The organism is Streptomyces sp. NPDC058092 (assembly GCF_042884935.1).
Taxonomy (GTDB): domain Bacteria; phylum Actinomycetota; class Actinomycetes; order Streptomycetales; family Streptomycetaceae; genus Streptomyces.
Window position 1 is genome coordinate 77,969 of record NZ_JBHVSY010000020.1, and the last position, 19,225, is coordinate 97,193.

Sequence of the window (19,225 nt, forward strand, 5' to 3'; positions counted from 1 at the left end):
TTCTTCCTGACACCGACCAAGCTACGGACCCTTGCGGTCAGCTTCTGTCCTCGACTCCGCTCGGACTCGACGGCAGAGATGTCACTCGACGACAGAGGTGTCAGCAGAGGTGTCAGAAGGGGAACGCGCTCCGGCCGTGCTGGATGGAGATCCACTTCTGGGTGGTGAAGGCGTCCACGGCCGCCTCGCCGTTCAGCCGGCCGATCCCGGAGGACTTCTCGCCGCCGAAGGCCACCAGCGGATCGTCCTGGACGGTGGAGTCGTTGACGTGGAACATCCCGCTGACGACGCGCCGCGCGAACCGCACCCCGCGTTCGGCGCCGCGGGTGTGCACGGCACCGCTCAGCCCGTACGGGGTGTCGTTGGCGATCCGTACGGCTTCGTCCTCGCCGTCGAACGGCACCAGCAGCGCCACCGGGCCGAATATCTCCTGGGACAGCAGCGGGGAGCCCTCGGGAAGCCCGGTGAGCACGGTCGGCTCCACGAGGTTGCCGCGGGTCCGGCCCCGTACGAGCGCGGTGGCCCCCTCGGCGAGCGCCTCGTCGACCAGGGCGGTCAGGGCGTCGGCCTGGAAGGTGTTGATGACCGGGCCGATCTGGGTCCCCGGGTCGCGCGGGTCGCCGGTCCTCAGCGCGGCCACCCTGGCGGTGAACTTCTCGGTGAACACCCGCTCGACGCGGCGGTCCACCAGGATGCGGTTGGCGGCCATGCAGACCTGCCCCTGGTACACGAAGCGGCTGAAGACGGCCGCGTCGACCGCGTAGTCGATGTCCGCGTCCTCCAGCACCACCAGGGCGCTGTTGCCGCTGAGTTCGAGGACCGTCCGCTTGAAGTGCCCGGCCGCCGTCGCGCCGACGTGGCGGCCGACCCGGTCCGTGCCCGCGAAGGAGATCACCCTGGGTACGGGATGTTCGATGAACACGTCCCCTATTTCGGCGACGTCGGTGATCACGATGTTGAGCAGTCCCGCGGGCAGCCCGGCGTCCTCGAAGATCTTGGCGATCAGCCCGCCGCCGACTACCGGGGCGTTCTGATTGGGCTTGATGACGACCGCGTTGCCGAGCGCGAGGGCCGGCGCGACGGACTTCATCGCCACCAGGAAGGGGAAGTTGAAGGGGCTGATCACCCCTATGACGCCGATGGGCTGCCGGTAGACGCGGTTCTCCTTGCCGTCCACCGCGGAGGGCAGGAGGCGACCCGTGGGGCGCAGCGCCTGATGGATCGCGTCGCGCAGGAACTCCTTGGCGACCCGGACCTCGTACTCCGCCTTGAGGCGGGTGCCGCCCAGTTCGTCGACGATCGCCTCGACGATGCCGTCGTGCAGTTCCTCGGTGATGCGCAGGGCACGTTCCAGAACGCCGCGGCGTTCGTGCGGGCCGGTGGTGGCCCAGGACCGTTGGGCGCGTTCGGCGGCGCGGTAGGCCAGGTCGACCTCCTGCGCGGTCGCGATGGTGATCGCGGCGAGTTTCTCCCCGTTGTAGGGATTGAAATCGATGATGTCCCACGAGCCGGTTCCGGTCCGCCACTCACCGTCGATGTACTGGTCGGCCAGCTCGTAGAAGAAGGACATGCGATCCCTTAACTCAGGTGCAGACTCCTGTCGAACTGTCATCGTACTGATGAATCAGGTCAGTTGGAGCAGACCACGGAGCAGATCACGGCTCTCCTCCGGACCGGGACTGTCCTCGTGCAGTCGCGTCATGGCCTTTTCGTACTGAGCGACTTCTTCGGTCTTGTCCAGATAGAGCGCACTTGTCAGCTGCTCCAAATAGACAATGTCCGACAGATCGGATTCCGGGAATCGGAGCATCGTAAAAGAACCGCTCTCGCCGGCATGCCCGCCGAAACTGAAGGGCATCACTTGAAGAGTGATGTTGGGCTGCTCGGACATCTCGATCAGATGCCGCAGTTGCCCGCGCATGACTTCACGGTCGCCGTACGGCCGGCGCAGCGCCGCCTCGTCCAGTACGGCGTGGAATCGGGGTGCGCGTTCGGAGACGAGGGCCTTCTGCCGCTCCAGCCGCAGCGCCACGCGGCGGTCGATCTCGGCGGCGGGCGCATCGCCCATGCCCCGGGTGACGACCGCGTGCGCGTAGGACTCGGTCTGCAACAGCCCGTGTACGAACTGGACTTCATAGACCCGGATGAGCGATGCCGCGCCCTCCAGGCCGATGTACGTCTGGAACCATCCGGGCAGCACGTCTCCGTAACTGTGCCACCAGCCCGCCACATTGGCCTCGCGGGCGAGGCCGAGCAGGGCGTCGCGCTCCGCGTCGTCCGTGACACCGTAGAGCGTGAGCAGGTCCTCGACGTCCCTGGCCTTGAAGCTCACCCGTCCCAACTCCATGCGGCTGATCTTCGATTCGGAAGCCCGGATGGAGTAGCCGGCCGCCTCGCGGGTGATACCGCGCGAGTCGCGCAGCCGCCTGAGCTGCGAGCCCAGCAGAATGCGCCGCACCACAGATCCACTCGACTCGCCTGCCGCCACTGGTCCGGCCCTCCCCATCGCTTCCTGGACACCGGGGCTCCCCCTGAACCCCAAGTGCCGGATTCTGCCATCAAAACGCTTCAGCCCGTACTCGTTCGATTACGGAAATGAGAAGACTCCCGTAAAGCTACGAAAATACCCGCAGGAAGAAATGACCAAGAACCGGCACGGGTTCGGACAGGTCCGGCGCGTGCACGTGCATCTGCCCTTGCATCTGCCCTGCGCATTCGGAACCATGGCCCTCGCGCACCTGCGTGCTCGTTCGTGTTGTGCCGCTGTACCCCGTAGTGCCGATACAGCCGCGAATCCCGGGAGTGCCTCGCATGGGGACGAATGGATCGACGATGCTCGAGCCGTTACGGCAGGGGCTTCCCCCCATCGATCCCTCGGCCGTCTCCGGATCGGCGACCTGCACACTGCCCGCCCAGTACGAAGCCGTGGGCGGAGCACGGCGGTTCACCAGGACGACGCTGAACGGATGGGGTCTGGACGAGCGCTTCGACGACGTCGCGCTCGTCGTCTCCGAACTCGTCACCAACGCCCTGCGGCACGCCTTGCCCGCTGACATGGCGCCGGATCCTCAGGTACCGCCCGTACGGCTGCACTTGATGCGTTGGAGCTCGCGCCTGGTGTGCGCCGTGCGCGACCCCAGTCGGAGGAGCCCCATCGCCGCCGAGGCTCCCGACTCCGCGGAGTCGGGCCGCGGCCTCTTCCTGGTGGAGTCCTTCAGCGACTCCTGGGGCTGGCATCCCACCCCCGCCATGGGCGCGGAGAGCCCGGACAGCGTGGCGGCACCGCGCGGCAAGGTGGTCTGGGCACTGTTCCGGCTGTCCGACAACGTGTGACCCGCGCGGCCCGACGGCGGGCGACGGGCGACGGGCGGCGGGCCGGCCGGTCGTGGGAGAACCGGACCGGGTCGGCCCGGATTCCGGCGGGCCGGGCTGCGGCGGACCGAGCCGCGGCAGGATGAGCAGCGGCGGCCTGCTCGGGCCGGGCCGGATACCGGCCCGTGGGATGTGATCAGCCGCCCGCTATGAGGTGATCGAACTCCCCGTCCTTCACCCCGAGCAACAACGCCTCTATCTCGGCCGGCGTATAGACCAGGGCCGGCCCGTCGGGGTGGCGCGAATTCCGCATCGCCACATCCCCGCCGGGCAGTTTCGCGAACTCCACGCAGGATCCCTGGGAGTTGCTGTGTCTGCTCTTCTGCCAGACGACTCCGCGAAGCTCTGTGGCCGCCATGCCGTTGTACACGTGGTGCACAGGACGCTCCCCGAGTTGCAAGGTGCAAGTGTCAACTGTCTCGGATCATAGCTCTGTTCACATATCCCTGCATGAGCAGATGCATGCGCGGATGCACGTGCACGCGGGGTGTTCCCGTGGTTACAGCTTTTCGATTACAGCTTTGGACGCAGGAATGGACGTAAGGGTTGTCCGTTCGGCTCCGCCCGGCTGCGCCCGCCCCGGGTCGGGCCCTCCATCCCGGGGCCGCGCGCTGGTAACTTGGCGCGGTCTTTCGTCGACAAGGGGGAATTCCACATGCGCAAAGTCCTACGCACCGGCGTCGTGGTCGTCGCCGGACTCGTCACCGCCGCCGCACTGACCGGCTGCAGCAGTGACAGCGAGAAGAGCGACTCGGGCAAGGGCGCCGACGCCGCGAAGTCCGGCCAGGCTCCCGGCGACAGCGGCAGCAGCGGTGGAGGCGGCGGCGATTCCGGGGCCGGCACCGCGGCGCTGGAGGGCGGTTGGGCCGGGAAGACCGACGGCAAGGCGGTGATCCTGTCCGTCGCGTCCGGGAAGGCCGTGCTCGTCACCGAGCAGCAGGCCTGCACCGGCACCGTGCAGGACACGGGCAAGGTGATGCTGACGCTGAAGTGCGCCGACGGAGACACCCGGCGCACGATGGGGGCCATCGAGTCCAACGACGGCAAGACCGTCGTCGTGTCCTGGGACAGCGGGACGAAGGACACCCTGGCCAAGACCGCCCCGGGAGCGATCCCGTCGGGACTGCCGGACCTGCCGGACCTGCCGACCCCCTGACGGCCGGCTGCATCGCCTTCTCCTCCCGATCCTCAATCCGCTTGGGCTGAGGGCGGGTTCGGCTATGGGTTCGGCTATGGGTTCGGGTTCGGGCCCGGCTTCGGACCCGGGTTCGGACCCGGCTTCTGTTTTGGTTTTGGTTTTGGTTTTGGTTTCGGCGTGCCGTCCAGCCCACGGGAGAACTCATCCAGGGCTTCAAGGAGGAGGCCGGCCCCGTTCCGCACGAACGGGGCCGCCTCCCCCGCGCCCGTCCGCTGCCGCGCGTCCCACTGCGCCAGCACCTCGCGTACCTCCGTCCAGTCCGGTACGCGCCGCTCCCGTACCTCCTTCGCGCCCTGTTCGGTGGCCCGGCGCAGCGCCTCGGCCAGGCGCGCGGCGGCCGGTACGGGGGTGGCACCGCCGCACGGAAGGTGCGCCTCCAGCAACATCGCGACCCGGCCGAACTGGGCGAGGGCGTGCTGGGTGTCGGCGGCGGCGGCGCGGGAGAGGCCACGGTTGCGCACCGGTTCGTGCTGGGCGGTGGCCAGCGCCTCCTGCCAGGCGACACGCGCCTCGCGGGTGTCGAGCAGGGCGGCACGGACGTCGTCGTGGCCGCGCTCGGCCGGATCGGCGTACTGACCGACGACCGAGGCGGCGTACCGCCCGTCCGCCTTCAGCCAGTCGCCGAGCCTGCCGCGAAGCCGCGGGGTCTCCCAGGCCGGGTAGGCGGCGTACGAGATCATCGCGAGGAGGCCGCCGACGAGAGTGAGGACGACCCGTTCGAGTACGGTCTGCGACCAGTTGTCGCCCGCCATGCCGAGCAGGAAGACGACGTACGCGGAGACGCACGCCTGGCCGACCACGTACCCGGTGCGCATCAGCAGATACATCAGCAGGGCGCAGAGCACGGAGAGCATCGCGGACAGGGTCACGCCGGGTCGGGTGGTCTGGACGATCGCGGTGGCGAGCGAGACGCCGACGATCGTGCCGCCGAAGCGGGCCACGGAACGTCCGTACGTCTGGGAGAACTCCGGCCGCATCACCATCACCGCCGCCATGGGCGCCCAGTAGCCGTGGCCGAACGGCAGCGCGGTGCCGATGAGATAGCCGACGGCGGCGACGGCGGAGACCCGGACGGCGTGCCGCAGGATCGGTGAACCGGGGCGTAGTTCGGCGCGCATCGCCTTCATGACGACGGGGATCATCCGCGGGAGGGTGGGCCTGCGGCGGTGCGGGGCGGCGGGCGGTTCCTCCCCGGTGGTCTTGATGGCCTCCGCCGCCGCCTCGGCCTCGGCCTGTTCCTCCTTCGTCCCCTCGCCCTCGGCCGTCTCGATGACGTCGGAGAGCAGCGCGCCGAGCCGGTCGGCGGCGCGGCGGGGCGGGCCGGTGAGGAGGGTGCCGGTGTCGGGGGTCCGCAGCACCGCGACGGCGGCCGGGGAGAGCTTCACCGGATCGCCGTTGCGGATCGCACGGGCCGCCGAGTCGAGCACGGATCCGGCGGCCGCGAGCAGCTCGCGGACCCGGTCCCGCTCCGGCCCTTCGGACGCAACACCCATCGCCGGGTCCGCGAGCGAGGCGAGTACCGGCCTGATCCGCTCGGCGACACCGCGCGAGCCACGCAGTTCGGGCGGCCGGCGGCGGGCTTGACGCGGGGTGACGGCGGCCGCGCTGCGGGCTGTCATCAGCGGCACCGGGTCGAAGGCGGCGAGCGGGTCGTGGCGCAGTCGTCGGGCGTAGTCCGCCTCCGCGGCCAGGGCGTCGGCGAGGGCGTCGCGCTGGGCACCCCATCTCCGTACCGGGAACAGGACGATCAGCACCGCCTGCACCACACCGCCGAACAGGATCATCGCGGCGTGCACGGCCGAGTTCGCGACGGAGGTGGGCAGGGTGACCGTCACCAGCATGATCGCCACGTTGGACGACGCGATGATGCCGCCCGTCGGCCCCGCCGCCCAGGCCAGGCCCGCGAGGAACGTCCAGAGAACCAGCAGGGCCAGGAACAGCGGCATGCGGGAGCCGGTCAGATAGCCGAGGAAGGTGGATACGGCGAGACTCGCCCCGGAGACCAGGGCGAGGACGGGCCGGGGGCGCCAACTGCGCTGGAACGTGGCGATGGCCGCCTGGAACGCGCCGAACGCGGAGCTCGCGGCGACGACGGGCCCGAAGAACGCGAGGCCGATCCCGATGACGAGGGCGAGCCCGGCCGCACCGCGGATGGCGATGAGCGGTTCGAGACGCCGTCGCTCGATCCTCAGCCCCGAGCGGGCCGTCTCCTTCAGCGCCCGGAGCCAGCTCATGCCCAGAGCCTAGCCGGAATCACCGATAAGCCCGAGTTTCAGGATTTTTCAGGGCTTTCGGGATTTTTCAGGGCTTTCGACGTTTCTACCGTTTCCCGCGCCTGCCGGGGATCTCCGGCCCGGTACCGCCCGTCCTCGCCCGGTCCGCGGCGGCCGTTCCATGGGTCCATCCGTCGAGGTCGGTGGCGCCCCGGACGCGCGTGGTCGTGGTCTCGGGGAACATCCGCTCGGCGGTGTCCGTGACGGCCATGTCGCGAGCGGCGAGGACCGGGAGCAGATGGGGGGTGGCAGATCCCCCGGATTCGGCCCCGGGTTCGGCCCCGGCTGCGGATTCCGTCTCCGCTTCGGCGGCGGCGGTGACGCGGGCGGTGTCGGCGGCAAGCCGGCTGCCCAGGCGCTGGGCGTACGCCATCAGGAAGGACTGCCGGAACGTCTTGGTCCGCTTGCGTCCGCCGGCGCGCTGGCCCGCCTCCGCCTTCGTCATCGCCGCCGTGCCCTGGACCAGCAGCGAGGTGTACAGCAGCTCCGTGGCCTCCAGGTCCGGCTCGAAGCCGACCACCGTGGAGAAGCCGAGGTCGCTGTTCCACACCGCACGGCAGCGGTTCGCGGAGGCGACCGCGTCGAGCAGGATCGCCTTCGCCGTCTCGTACGGGGCATCGACCCCGATCCGGCACGCGCCCGGCGCCTCCTTGCTGTGGGTACGGGCGGCGAGCAGGGCCTCGTCGATGGAGTGCCGGGCCATCAGCTCCTGCGCCTTGGTGGTGAGGGCCTCCGCCTCTTCCGGGTAGCCGGTCGCCTCCGCCTTGGCGAGCAGGGCGCGGATCCGGGTCAGCATCCGGGGTTCGTCGTGCGCGGGCGGCAGGTGGAGCCCGTGCGGGGAGGTGCCGGGCGGCGGACCGACCGGTTCGATGGCGGGGAGCCGGAGCAGCAGCCGGTACAGGCCGAGGAGGGCGAAGGCGTAGGAGAAGCGGTCGGGCCGGTTCCGGGGCGGCGCGGCGGGGAGCCCGTCGAGCTGCGACCGCCAGCGGGGCGGCAGCGACTCGTACCGCCGGGTCTCCGAGGCGATCAGCCCGGCGACGAGGCCGGCCGCGGTCTCGTCGAGGTCGCGGCGGACGATGCGTACGACATCGGCGGGCTGCCAGCCGCGCACCCAGGCCCGGCGGACGAACTCCTCGCCGCGCCGGACGAGTTCCGCGTCGGCCGTCGGGTCGGCGGCCAGGAGGGAGGCTCCGGTGTCGGGACCGGCGTCGCCGTCCGAGTAGAGGGCTGCCGAGAATGCCTGGTCGATCACCGGTTCCATGAGGTCAGGGTAGGCAGGACAGTGTGTCGGGGTAGGGCTGGCCCCACCCCGAGTACGGGGCCGAGTGGTCGTGAGCGTGGGGCGCGCAAACGGTTCGATCGAGGACATGACTTCCCCGCATGCGTCCGCCGCCTCCGCCGCCTCCGCCGCGTCCGCCACGTCCGCCGCGTCCGCCACGTCCGTTACGTCCGCCACGTTTTCCGAGCCCGCCGGGGCCGCGAGTGCCGCCGACGCCGTACGGCTTCGCGCCGTACGACGCGCCTACGGTGAGGTCGAAGCTCTCGCGGGCATCGACCTCACCGTCCGCCCCGGCACCTTCACCGCCGTCATGGGCCCGTCCGGCTCCGGGAAGTCCACGCTGCTGCACTGCGCGGCCGGGCTCGACCGGCCGACGTCCGGCACCGTCGAGGTGGGCGGGGTGGAGCTGACCGGGCTGAGCGAGCGCCGGCTGACACTGCTGCGCCGGGACCGGATCGGCTTCGTCTTCCAGGCGTTCAACCTGGTCCCTTCGCTGACCGCTGCCCAGAACGTCGCGCTGCCGCTGCGGCTCGCGGGCCGCAGCCCGTCCCGAACCGGGGTACGGGAATCCCTGGCCCGGGTCGGACTGGCCGACCGGGCGGGGCACCGGCCCGCCGAGATGTCCGGCGGCCAGCAGCAGCGGGTGGCCCTGGCACGGGCCCTGATCACCCGGCCCGCGGTGCTCTTCGGCGACGAGCCGACCGGTGCGCTGGACACCGCGACGAGCCAGGAGGTGCTGGTGATGCTGCGGGAGCTGGTGGACCGGGAGGGGCAGACGGTTGTGATGGTCACCCATGACCCGGTGGCCGCGGCGTATGCGGACCGGGTGGTCTTCCTGGTCGACGGGCGGGTGGCGGACGATCTGACCGGGCTGTCGGCCGAGCGGATCGCCGCCTGGATGGCGACGGGGCGTACAGGGCGCAAGGGGCGTACGGGATCTTCCGGAGGCGCCCCCGGGGCCCGCCGGACGACCACGGACACGGACACGGACATCGTCGGTCACACCGCCCGCGCGAACATCACCGGTCGTGCGGGCCGCACGGACGTCACCGACCACGCGGAGGGTGCGCCGTGCTGATCGTCGCCCTGGCCACCCTGCGTACCCGCTGGACCACCCTCATCGGCGCCTTCGTCGCGCTCGCGCTGGGCGTGGGGCTGATCGCGGTCATGGGGCTCGGCCTCGCCTCGACCCTTGGCGCTCCGGAGCGGGCGCCGCAGCGGTTCGCCGGAGCACCGGTGGTGGTGATGGGCGACGACACCCTGACCGTGGGGGTGCGGCGCGGGCCGTCCACAGACCGGGTCAGCCGCAGACTCGCTCATCCACACCCTGTGGATATCGAACTCCTGCGCGATCTCCGGGAGCTCGGCCCGGTGACGCGGGACGACGGGAACAGCGCGCGGGGCGGTCCGGACGCCGTGGGTGTGGACGCGCCCGTCGACGAGGTGCGCCGTGTCGTCGGCGACCGCGCCCTGGTCCTCACCGGGGACGACCGCCGCCGCGCCGACCCGGCGGCGGCACGGGACGCCGAGGGACTGGTCACCGTGAACGCCCTGCTCGGCACGGCGGGCGGCGTCACCGCCTTCGTCGCGGTCTTCGTCGTCGCGTCGGTCTTCGCCTTCGCCGTGGCACTGCGCCGACGCGAGTTCGGGCTGCTGCGCACGGCGGGCGCCACCCCGGGCCGGCTGCGGCGGCTCCTGCTGACCGAGGCCGCCGTGGTCGGCACGCTCGCCTCCGCCGCCGGGTGCGCGCTGGGCCTGCGGGGTGCGCCGCTGCTGGCCGGACTGCTGGTCGACGAGGGGATGGCACCGTCCTGGTTCACCGTCCGCCCGGTTGTCTGGCCGCTCCACGCCGCCTTCTGGACCGGCCTCGTCGTGGCGTTCGCGGGGGTCTGGGCGGCGTCGCGGCGGGCGGGCCGGATCACCCCGGCCGAGGCGCTGCGCGAGGCCGACGTCGATGCGGGCGTGCTGCCGCCGACCCGCCGGCTGCTGGGCTTCGCCCTGCTCGTGGGGGCCGCGTTCCTGATGGCGAAGTCCCTCGCCACGGACCCGTCCGCGCTGCTGAAGCGGAAGACGTACACCACCCAGCCGATGGTCCTGATCACGGCCGCCGCCCTCCTCACACCGCTGCTGGTACGCCCGTTGGCCCGGCTGGTCCGGCTGCCCGGGGCAACCGGAATGCTGGTGACCGCCAACGTGTCGGCATCGCTGCGGCGTACGGCCGCGGTGGCGGCTCCGGTGCTGATCACGGTGGCCCTGGCGGGTTCGGTGGCCGGCTCCGCGACGACGGTGGCTGCGGCGAAGGCGGCCGAGGTACGTGCACACACCCGGGCCGATCTGGTCGTGACGGGCGAGGAGTTGAGGGTCCGGCCGGTGCCCGGCGCGACACTGTCCGCGTCCGCCTCGACGGCCGTCTACGTACGCGAGGAGGGCACCGCTCTCCTCGCGTCCGAGGCCCGCGCCGTGGACGACGCGAAGGCCCTGGCGACGGTCGGGCGGCTGCCGGTGGTGGCGGGCGACATCCGGGATCTGGACGACCGCTCGATCGTGGTGAACGAGGAGTGGGAGCAGCACACGGTGGGCGCGACGGTACGGGTGTGGCTCGGCGACGGGCGGCCGGCCGCGTTGCGGATCGCGGCGGTGCTGGCGCTCGGGACGGGGAACAACGGGGCCTATGTCACGAGGGCGAACGCCCCGGCGGCCCCGGTGGACCGGATCGACGTACGGCTCTCGCCGGGCGCGGACCGGGCCGCCGTCACCGCGCGCCTGCTCGACACCGGCGGCACGGTGCGGCCGGTGGAGCAGTGGCTGGCCGCGACCCATCCGCGTACCGGCCCGCAGACCCGGCTCGGTCTGGTCGTGATCCTGGGGATCGCGCTGGTGTACACGGCGATCGCCCTCGCCAGCACGATGCTGATGGCGGGGTCCGTACGGTCCTCGGAACTGAACGCGCTCCGGCTGGCCGGGGCCACCCGGTCCCGGGTACTGGCCGTGGTGGCCGGGGAGACCCTGTTCGCGGTGGCGATCGGGGCGCTGCTCGGACTGGCCGTGACCGCAGTGAACCTGGCGGGCCTCGGCATCGCGCTGGCCTCGCTCTCCGCACCGGTGGCGGTGTCGGTGCAGTGGCCGCTGGTGGGCGGTACGGCCGGGGTGTGCGCGGTGGTCGCGGTGGGGGCGGCGCTGCTGCCGGGAGCGGTGCGGTGCCGCTCGACGCCGGTGCACTGAACCACCGACGCCGAGCGAGAGGCCCGGCCGGACCGTACGGGACCGGTCCGACAACGTGATTGGTCCATCCAGCCCCACCCGCTGACGGTGTATCCGCTTTCATTCTTTTATTCAGGTTTCGCATGGTTTCATCTCGCCATGGAGGCGATCAAGTGATGACTGGAGACCGACAGCAGGACACACAGGCACGGGCGATCACATCGCGGCGACGCGTACTGGCGACGGCCGCACTCGCACCGGTGCTGGCCGCCGCGGGGCCGGCCACCGCGTGCACCCTGCCCGCCGGAATGCCCGGGCCGGGGCACCGCAGGCGGGTCAAGCCGGTGCCGACCGGCCTGGCGGACTGGGCGGCCGTGACGAAGGCCCTGGGCCGTACCGGCAACATGCTGCGCGGAACGACGTACCACACGAGTTTCCCCCGGCGGGACCTCCACGTGGTGTCCGACGGCGTCGTCGTCACACCGGAGCTCGCGCTGGGCACGCATGTGGCCTTCGTCCGTTACGCCGACGGCAGCACGATGCTGATGGGCGACGTGGTGGTCACCGAGCGCGAGTTGCAGCAGGTGACCGACGCCTGGCAGGCGCACGGAATCGAGCAGACCGCGCTGCACAAGCACCTGCTCGCCCAGGTCCCCGACATCTGGTGGACCCACGTCCACGCCCACGGCCACGACGCGGTGGCCCTGGCCCGCGGCCTGCGCGCCGGATTCGACCGCACCGGGACCCCGCCCGCTCAGCAGCCCGGCCCGCCGGTCCCGGTCGACCTGGACATCGCCGGGATGGAGGCGGCGCTCGGCGCGAAGGGTTCCACCGAGGACGGGCTGTACAAGGTCATCTTCGTCCGCCGCGAGACCATCGCGGACGGGCATCTGATCCTGCCCCCCGGCCTGGGATCGACCAGTGCGTTCAACTTCCAGCCGCTGGGCGGCGGCCGGGCCGCGCTCAGCGGTGACTGCGCCATGCGCGCCGGTGAGGTCCAGAACGTACTGAAGGCATTGCGGCGCGGCGGGATCAAGCTCGTCGAGCTGCACAACCACCATCTGGCGGAGGACCCCCGCCTGTTCTTCATCCACTTCTGGGCCGTGGGCGACGGCGTCGAGCTCGCCCGCGCGGTGCGCCCCGCGGTGGACGCCACCGACGTCGTACCGTCCGGCTGAGACCGGCCGCTCACGCCGACCCCGGCGAACGCGCCGAACCGGCCGAGCGGGGTCGCCGGACCGATTTGCGCCGGTCCAGCGACCCCGGCCGTCGATTCCGTTCTGCATATGGACCAATCGGCCCGAAGCGGCGCGTGGCCGTGCGGGTGACCGGGCACCCATGTCCCGTCCAGCCCGCACCTTCCTCGAACCGCCCGTCAGATCCCCCTCTGGAGCTCCGTATGGAACCGGTCGCCGCCGCACGGCACTGCCCGTTCGACTATGCCGAGGCCCTCGAATTCGACCCGGTGCTCAGGCACTTGATGACCGAAGAACCCGTCTCCCGCATCCGGCTGCCGCACGGCGACGGCGAGGCATGGCTCGTCACCGGCTACGACGACGTGCGCACGGTGACCACCGACCGGCGCTTCAGCCGGAGCGCCATCATCGGCCGGAACTTCCCGCGCATGACCCCTGAGCCGATCGTTCAGGACGAAGCGATCAACGTGATGGACCCGCCGGGCAGCAGCCGGCTGCGCAGCCTGATCTCCAAGGGGTTCGCGCCCCGTCACATGGAGCGGATGAAGGTGCGCACCCAGCACGTCGTGGACGAACTGCTGGACCGCATGGAGGAGCACGGCGCCCCCGCCGACCTCTTCGAGCATCTCGCGGCCCCGCTGCCCCTGACCACCATCTGCGAGGTCCTCGACATTCCCGAGGCCGACCGCGCACAACTGCGCGCCCACGCCCGGACCATGATGGACACCACCGTCGAGAACAAGGACGCCGCGGTACGCGCCAAGGCCGATCTCCGCGCCTACTTCCAGAAGCTGACGGCCGAGCGGCGCGCGGACCCGGGCGACGACCTGATCAGCGCGCTGGCCACGGCCCGCGACGGGGACGAGATCCTCAACGACCAGGAACTGACCGTCATGGCCATGGTCCTGCTCATCACCGGCCAGGACACCACCACGTACGAGATCGGCAACATCGCCTACACGCTGCTCACCAGGCCGAACGAGCTCGCCATGCTGCGCGAGCGCCCCGACATGCTCCCGCAGGCCATGGAGGAGCTGCTGCGCTTCATCCCGTTCCGCAAGGGCGTCGGCATCCCCCGGGTCGCCCTGGAGGACGTGGAGCTGAGCGGGGTGCTGATCCGGGAGGGGGACATCGTGCACGTCTCCTATCTGACGGCCAACCGCGACCCCCGGAAGTTCGACCGGCCCGACGAGCTGGATCTGGAGCGCGAGAATCCGTCCCACATGACGTTCGGCTGGGGCGGCCACCACTGTCTCGGCGCGCCGCTCGCCGCCACGGAGCTCCAGGCCGCCATCGGAACCCTGCTGAAGCGCTTCCCCACTCTGAAGCTGGCGACGCCGGCCGAGGAAGTGCGGTGGAACAAGACGTCGATCTGGCGCTATCCCCTCGAACTGCCCGTCACCTGGTGACAGGGTGCACCGCGTGTCTGCGCAGGGACCGTGCGGGCCGTACGGTCCCTGACTGTCATCGATGATGCGTCGCGGCAAGGCGCCCGGCAACCCGGATCCGTCCCGGGCGCCGGGCGCCCTTTTGCATCCTTTTTGCACTCCTCTTGCATCCCTGTTGCATCCCTGTTGTACTTCGTCACGTCGGCCCGGCATGCGCGCTGTTCCGCTGGACACGCGCCCCTGATCCGCTCGGCGTGCGGCCCTGATCCGCTCGACATGCGGCCCTGACCCTTCTGCCGTAGCGTGATCCCCGACGGCCACCCAGCCGTGGCGGATCAGCATCCGCCCACGAACGGCTAGAACTCAGTCTTCGACGGTCGGCCGGTCCGCGCCCGTTCCAGGGGGGTATCGAATCCGGCGCAGGAATCCACCAGAGCTCTGTCTCGCGCGGCACCGCGCGTGACGGAACAGTGGTGGCCACTCCCGCGTCGGTCCACACCCCGTGACCGTTCCGGGCCCGGCCGTGTGGACCAAGTCCGCTAGGAGGAGTTCCATGGCGGTTCTCTGCAAGCCGGCAATCGAGGTTCCCGAGTACGTCATCACCAACGAGGAAACTCTCGAGCTGGCTCAAAGGTTGCATGGCGACCATCCGCAGATCGACCTGGTCCTTCGCTTGATCGAACACACCGGGGTGCAGAAACGGCACCTGATCCAACCTATCGACAAGGTGCTGCAGCACCCGGGCTTCGACGCCCGCAGCATCACGTATGAGAAACACACCAAGGCCCGTGTGCCGGCGGTGGTACGCCGGGCACTGGACGCGGCCGAACTGGAGCCGCAGCAGATCGACTTGATCGTCTACGTCTCCTGCACCGGCTTCATGATGCCGCCGCCGACCGCGTGGCTCATCGGCGCGATGGGCTTCCGGCCGGAGACGCGACAGCTGCCGATCGCCCAACTCGGCTGTGCCGCGGGCGGCGCGGCCGTCAACCGGGCCCATGACTTCTGCACGGCATACCCCGACGCGAATGTGCTGGTCGTCGCCTGCGAGTTCTGCTCGCTCTGTTACCAGCCCACCGATCTGAGCGTGGGATCCCTGCTGTCCAACGGCCTGTTCGGCGACGGCATAGCCGCCGTCGTGCTCCGGGGCAACGGTGGCACCGGTGTCCGCCTGGAACGCAATGGCTCGTTCATCATCCCGGACACCGAGAACTGGATCTCCTACGCGGTCCGCTCCACCGGGTTCCACTTCCAGCTCGACAAGCGGGTGCCCGGAACCATGAAACCCCTCGCCCCGGCGCTGAACGCCGTTGCGGAGGCGCACCAGTGGAACGCCAGCAAGCTGGACTTCTACATCATCCACGCGGGCGGCCCGCGCATCCTGGACGACCTGAGCCGCTTCCTCGACGTGCCGCCCGAAGCGTTCCGCTTCAGCCGGGCCACGCTCACCGAGTACGGCAACATAGCCAGTGCGGTGGTGCTCGACGCCCTCGGCCGCATGTTCGACGAGGCATCGGCCCTGAACGGCCACCGCGGCCTGATGGCCGGCTTCGGCCCCGGCATCACCGCCGAGATCTCCCTGGGCACCTGGACGACGGCCCCCGAGTCCTGACATCCCGCCTCCAGGCCGCCCGGCGTGCCGGCCTTTCCAGCCCTCCCGGGTGCGGGGTGGGGTGAAGCCCCGCGCAGCGGCCCACCCCACTCCGCACCGCACCGCACCGCAGGCCCCCTTCCCCGCCCGCGCTCACCTCCCGCCCGCTGTCAGTGCCGGGTGCCAGACTCGACGACATGACCGAACGTTGGGCTCTGGCCACCACAGAGACCGGCGGCGCCCTCCTCGCCCCGCTGGACCCCACCGGCCTGCCCACCGCCCCGGTCCTGACCGAACCCGACCTCGTGGAGGCCGTCCGCTCCCGCCCGGACGTCACACGCTGGGTCTGGCGGTCCACCGCCGAGATCTACCCGCGCCTGCTCGCCGCCGGCGTCCCCGTGGACCGCTGTTACGACATCGAGGTCGCCGAATCCCTCCTCCTCGCCCACGAGGGCCGTCTCGGCGAACCCCGCTCCGCAGCCGCCGCCCACGCCCGCCTGCGCAACGCCCCCGTACCCCCCGATCCCCCGCCCCGCTCCGCCGAGCCCGGCTCGCAGTCCTCCCTCTTCGAGCCGCAGTCCGGCACGGACCTGCCCTTCGACGACCTGCTCCAGGTGTACGCCGCGCAACTCCGCCGCCACGACGCCACCGCGCACCCGGGCCGGATGCGCCTGCTGACGGCCGCCGAATCGGCCGGCATGCTGGTCGCCGCCGAGATGAACCGGTCCGGCCTCCCCTGGCGCGCGGACGTGCACCGAGAGGTGCTCCAGGAACTGCTCGGGGAGCGCTACGCGGGCGGCGGCGAACCCCGCAGGCTGGCCGAGCTGACCGACGAGGTGTCGGCCGCCTTCGGCAGACGGGTCCGCCCCGACCTCCCCTCCGACGTGGTGAAGGCGTTCGCGCAGGCCGGCATCAAGGTGAAGTCCACCCGGCGCTGGGAGCTGAAGGAGCTGGACCATCCGGCGGTGGAACCCCTCATCCAGTACAAGAAGCTGTACCGGATCTGGACGGCGCACGGCTGGAGCTGGCTCCAGGACTGGGTGCGCGACGGCCGCTTCCGCCCCGAGTACCAGCCGGGCGGCACCGTCAGCGGCCGCTGGACGACCAACGGCGGAGGGGCGCTGCAGATCCCCAAGGTGATACGGCAGGCGGTCGTCGCCGACGAGGGCTGGCGCCTCGTCGTCGCGGACGCCGACCAGATGGAACCCAGGGTCCTGGCCGCGATCTCCCGCGACCGCGGCCTGATGGAGGTGGCCGGCCATGACGGCGATCTCTATACGGCGCTGTCGGACCAGGCGTTCCAGGGCGACCGGGAGCACGCCAAGCTCGCCCTGCTGGGCGCGGTCTACGGCCAGACCTCGGGCGACGGCCTGAAGAACCTGGCCGCCCTGCGCCGAAGATTTCCCCTGGCCGTGGCCTATGTCGACGACGCGGCGAAAGCAGGCGAGGAGGGACGTCTCGTACGGACGTGGCTGGGCCGGACCAGTCCGCCCGCCGCCGGGAGCGGGGACGACGACGAGGCCGGCATCCCGCAGGAGAGCGCGGAACAACCCTCTGCCGATGACGAGTTCACCCCTGGTTACGCCTCGTCGAACGCCCGCGCGCGGGGCCGCTTCACCCGTAACTTCGTGGTGCAGGGCAGCGCCGCGGACTGGGCGCTGCTGCTCCTGGCCGCTCTGCGCCGGGCGATCGGCTCCGCCGGTCTCCGGGCCGAACTGGTCTTCTTCCAGCATGACGAGGTGATCGTGCACTGTCCACGAGAGGAGGCCGAGGCGGTCGCGGAGGCGATCCGGACGGCCGGTGAGCTGGCCGGGCGGACCGCCTTCGGTGAGACGCCGGTGCGGTTTCCGTTCACGACGGCGGTGGTGGAGCGCTACTCGGACGCGAAGTGATCACCCTCCGGAACCCGAACCGGAACCCGAACCGGAATCAGAGCCGGAATCAGAGCCGGAGTCTGCCCCGGAACCAGCTCCTCCGCCTTGCCGTTGTTCACCCGCGCCGGACTCCGGAGCAAGCCGGGAAGAGCGTCCCGAAGCAGGTTCCTCCCCAAACGCGGCCAGCCCGTGTTTGTAGTGCGCCGGACGCAGATGCTGATGCCGATGGCGGGCATTGAGCTGATGTATGACGAACGCTGCGATCGCGATCATCGCGAGGACGATCACGACAGTGACCAGGGCGTCCATGCGATACCGGCCCCCTTCGATGCGCAGGCCGACAGAACCGGCTCACCGGGAGCCGTACACATCCAGGCTACTCCGCGGCCCGTCAGCCGCCCCCCGGGCAGCGGGCCGTTCGCGTCCTGGCATCACCACACGAAAGGGCCCGGGCCGGATGCGCTCCGGCCCGGGCACCGCCGCGCGGCGGTGATACGCCTGCGCCGTACTGCCTGTCCACCCGCGTTCCCACAGCGCGGGGACGTTCGGCGGTTCCCGACCGGCCATGGCCGAGTGCGCCTGCGACGTACCAGGCGGGTATGCCCTCAGGGGCCTTGTGCAGCGCCAGCCGGTCCAACGCGGCCTTCGCGTTGTCGCGTTCGGCCGGACCGTGTTCGACGACGACCGCCCTCGCGCCCGCCCGGCCGATCCGGGCGGCGTCCGCGGCATCGGTGGTGGCAACGGTCAGGACGGCGTCATCACCGCTCACCCGGGCCCCGGCGAAGTCCACGCCGAGGGAACGCTTCAGCCCGGCGGCGACGGCTGCCGCCCGGGACTCGTGACCGATCCTGCCGCGCGCCTCGGCCGCGGTCAGGCCGAGGTCGCGGCGCACGGCCGTCAGCAGACCAGGCGAGAGCTGGTCGGTGCCTGCGGCGGTGGGACCGGCGGTGCGGGGTGCGGGATCGGCGGACGCGCTGCCGGCCGGACCGGCCGGCGCGAGCACGCCGACGGCCACGGTGGCGGTACACGCGGCCAGGGCACGTCTGCGGAGGATGGGCGGCTCCACGGAACTCTCCTTGACATCGGGGGAATTGCCGCCAAGGTAGCCGCGTACACGTCACTCCCAGGAGATCCCGTTCTCCTCCTCACTTCGCGTCATGGGGCACGTGAACAGCAGCGATAGGGTCCGCGCATGGCCACGCACGAACGTGAGATCAACGAGCCGGTCGATCTGTGCCTGCCGGACGGCCGGCTGAATCCGGCGGCCCGCGGCTGGTCCAGGAAGCCGCTGCACCGGGCGAACCTGCGGCGCTGGGGCCGGACGAAGCGGGCCACCGGCACGGTCCGGATCGGGGACCGGGTCCTGGAGTCCGACGATGACGCCTGGGCCGTGCTCGACCACGGCCGGGGCCGCTGGCCGCGCTCGGTCGGCTGGAACCGGGGAGCCGCCTCGGGCCGTACGGACGGCCACACGGTGGGGTTGCGGTTCGGCGGACGCTGGACGTCGGGCACCGGCGCGACCGAGAACGCGCTCTGCCTCGACGGGCGGCTCACCAAGATCGGTGAGGAGCTGGAGTGGCGCTGGTCGCCCGCCGACTTCATGACCCCCTGGACCATCACATCGTCCGGCGAACGGCCCGCGGTGGGCCTGATCTTCGCCCCGTTCCACAACCGCTCGACCCGTACCGAAGCGGGCCTGATCGCCAACCGCACCGACCAGTGCTTCGGCCATGACAGCGGCCGCGTCCGGGACGACGAGAGCCGGGAGATCGTCGTGGACCGGCTCCTCGGGTGGGCCGAGGACGTCCATATGCGCTGGTGAGCTGCCGGGTGCCGGACGGTCCGCCGATGCG

The 19,225-nt window shown here is 71.2% G+C and carries 15 protein-coding genes and 1 pseudogene; 9 read left to right on the forward strand and 7 right to left on the reverse strand.

Features of this window, described 5'->3' with window-relative positions; translation table 11 throughout:
• Positions 1-112: 112 nt before the first annotated feature.
• Both ACFVV1_RS28585 and ACFVV1_RS28590 read right to left on the reverse strand, forming a co-directional pair.
• Positions 113-1,570 carry an aldehyde dehydrogenase family protein gene (locus tag ACFVV1_RS28585; RefSeq protein WP_389994819.1) on the reverse strand — a complete coding sequence of 486 codons (1,458 nt, stop codon included), beginning with the start codon at positions 1,568-1,570 and terminating at the stop codon, positions 113-115.
• Positions 1,571-1,624: 54 nt separating this feature from the next.
• Positions 1,625-2,506 (reverse strand): helix-turn-helix domain-containing protein, encoded by an 882-nt coding sequence (locus ACFVV1_RS28590; RefSeq protein ID WP_389994971.1) that lies wholly within the window; start codon positions 2,504-2,506, stop codon positions 1,625-1,627.
• 326 nt (positions 2,507-2,832) lie between these two features.
• On the opposite strand from ACFVV1_RS28590, the gene ACFVV1_RS28595 reads away from it, so the two are divergent.
• Entirely contained in the window at positions 2,833-3,333 is a 501-nt protein-coding gene (locus tag ACFVV1_RS28595) for an ATP-binding protein (protein WP_389994822.1), read from the forward strand.
• A 175-nt stretch (positions 3,334-3,508) separates the two neighbouring features.
• On the opposite strand, the gene ACFVV1_RS28600 is transcribed toward ACFVV1_RS28595, so the two are convergent.
• Positions 3,509-3,751: a DUF397 domain-containing protein gene (locus ACFVV1_RS28600; RefSeq protein WP_266746995.1), complete on the reverse strand. Its 243-nt coding sequence runs from the start codon at positions 3,749-3,751 to the stop codon at positions 3,509-3,511.
• A 276-nt stretch (positions 3,752-4,027) separates the two neighbouring features.
• On the opposite strand from ACFVV1_RS28600, the gene ACFVV1_RS28605 reads away from it, so the two are divergent.
• Positions 4,028-4,528 (forward strand): hypothetical protein, encoded by a 501-nt coding sequence (locus ACFVV1_RS28605; protein WP_389994825.1) that lies wholly within the window; start codon positions 4,028-4,030, stop codon positions 4,526-4,528.
• 74 nt (positions 4,529-4,602) lie between these two features.
• Here the strand turns inward: ACFVV1_RS28605 and ACFVV1_RS28610 are convergent, their stop codons facing one another.
• Both ACFVV1_RS28610 and ACFVV1_RS28615 read right to left on the reverse strand, forming a co-directional pair.
• Entirely contained in the window at positions 4,603-6,804 is a 2,202-nt protein-coding gene (locus tag ACFVV1_RS28610) for an FUSC family protein (RefSeq protein WP_389994828.1), read from the reverse strand.
• Between the two features lie 85 nt (positions 6,805-6,889).
• Positions 6,890-8,104, reverse strand: coding sequence for a DUF2786 domain-containing protein (locus tag ACFVV1_RS28615; RefSeq protein ID WP_389994831.1), 1,215 nt, complete (start codon positions 8,102-8,104; stop codon positions 6,890-6,892).
• Positions 8,105-8,432: 328 nt separating this feature from the next.
• On the opposite strand from ACFVV1_RS28615, the gene ACFVV1_RS28620 reads away from it, so the two are divergent.
• The 6 genes from ACFVV1_RS28620 (at position 8,433) to ACFVV1_RS28645 (ending at position 17,390) form a co-directional block, all read left to right on the forward strand.
• Positions 8,433-9,200: an ABC transporter ATP-binding protein gene (locus ACFVV1_RS28620; protein WP_389994974.1), complete on the forward strand. Its 768-nt coding sequence runs from the start codon at positions 8,433-8,435 to the stop codon at positions 9,198-9,200.
• Positions 9,194-11,344, forward strand: a complete 2,151-nt coding sequence (locus tag ACFVV1_RS28625) for an FtsX-like permease family protein (RefSeq protein WP_389994834.1) — start codon at positions 9,194-9,196, stop codon at positions 11,342-11,344. Before ACFVV1_RS28620 ends, ACFVV1_RS28625 begins: the two co-directional genes overlap by 7 nt.
• A gap of 155 nt (positions 11,345-11,499) precedes the next feature.
• Positions 11,500-12,501, forward strand: coding sequence for a DUF1259 domain-containing protein (locus ACFVV1_RS28630; RefSeq protein WP_389994837.1), 1,002 nt, complete (start codon positions 11,500-11,502; stop codon positions 12,499-12,501).
• 221 nt (positions 12,502-12,722) lie between these two features.
• Positions 12,723-13,928, forward strand: a complete 1,206-nt coding sequence (locus ACFVV1_RS28635) for a cytochrome P450 (RefSeq protein WP_389994839.1) — start codon at positions 12,723-12,725, stop codon at positions 13,926-13,928.
• Between the two features lie 532 nt (positions 13,929-14,460).
• Positions 14,461-15,519, forward strand: a complete 1,059-nt coding sequence (locus ACFVV1_RS28640; RefSeq protein WP_389994842.1) for a type III polyketide synthase — start codon at positions 14,461-14,463, stop codon at positions 15,517-15,519.
• Positions 15,520-15,695: 176 nt separating this feature from the next.
• Positions 15,696-17,390, forward strand: coding sequence for a bifunctional 3'-5' exonuclease/DNA polymerase (locus ACFVV1_RS28645; RefSeq protein WP_389994845.1), 1,695 nt, complete (start codon positions 15,696-15,698; stop codon positions 17,388-17,390).
• Here the strand turns inward: ACFVV1_RS28645 and ACFVV1_RS28650 are convergent, their stop codons facing one another.
• Together ACFVV1_RS28650 and ACFVV1_RS28655 are read right to left on the reverse strand one after the other, a co-directional pair.
• Positions 17,391-17,681 (reverse strand): hypothetical protein, encoded by a 291-nt coding sequence (locus ACFVV1_RS28650; RefSeq protein WP_389994848.1) that lies wholly within the window; start codon positions 17,679-17,681, stop codon positions 17,391-17,393.
• 274 nt (positions 17,682-17,955) lie between these two features.
• Positions 17,956-18,438: pseudogene (locus ACFVV1_RS28655) on the reverse strand (S1 family peptidase); the annotation flags it as partial.
• Between the two features lie 126 nt (positions 18,439-18,564).
• Between ACFVV1_RS28655 and ACFVV1_RS28660 the strand changes: the two are divergent.
• On the forward strand, positions 18,565-19,194 hold the full coding sequence (locus ACFVV1_RS28660; protein ID WP_389994851.1) for a DUF2804 domain-containing protein: 630 nt from the start codon (positions 18,565-18,567) through the stop codon (positions 19,192-19,194).
• The last annotated feature ends 31 nt before the right edge of the window (positions 19,195-19,225 follow it).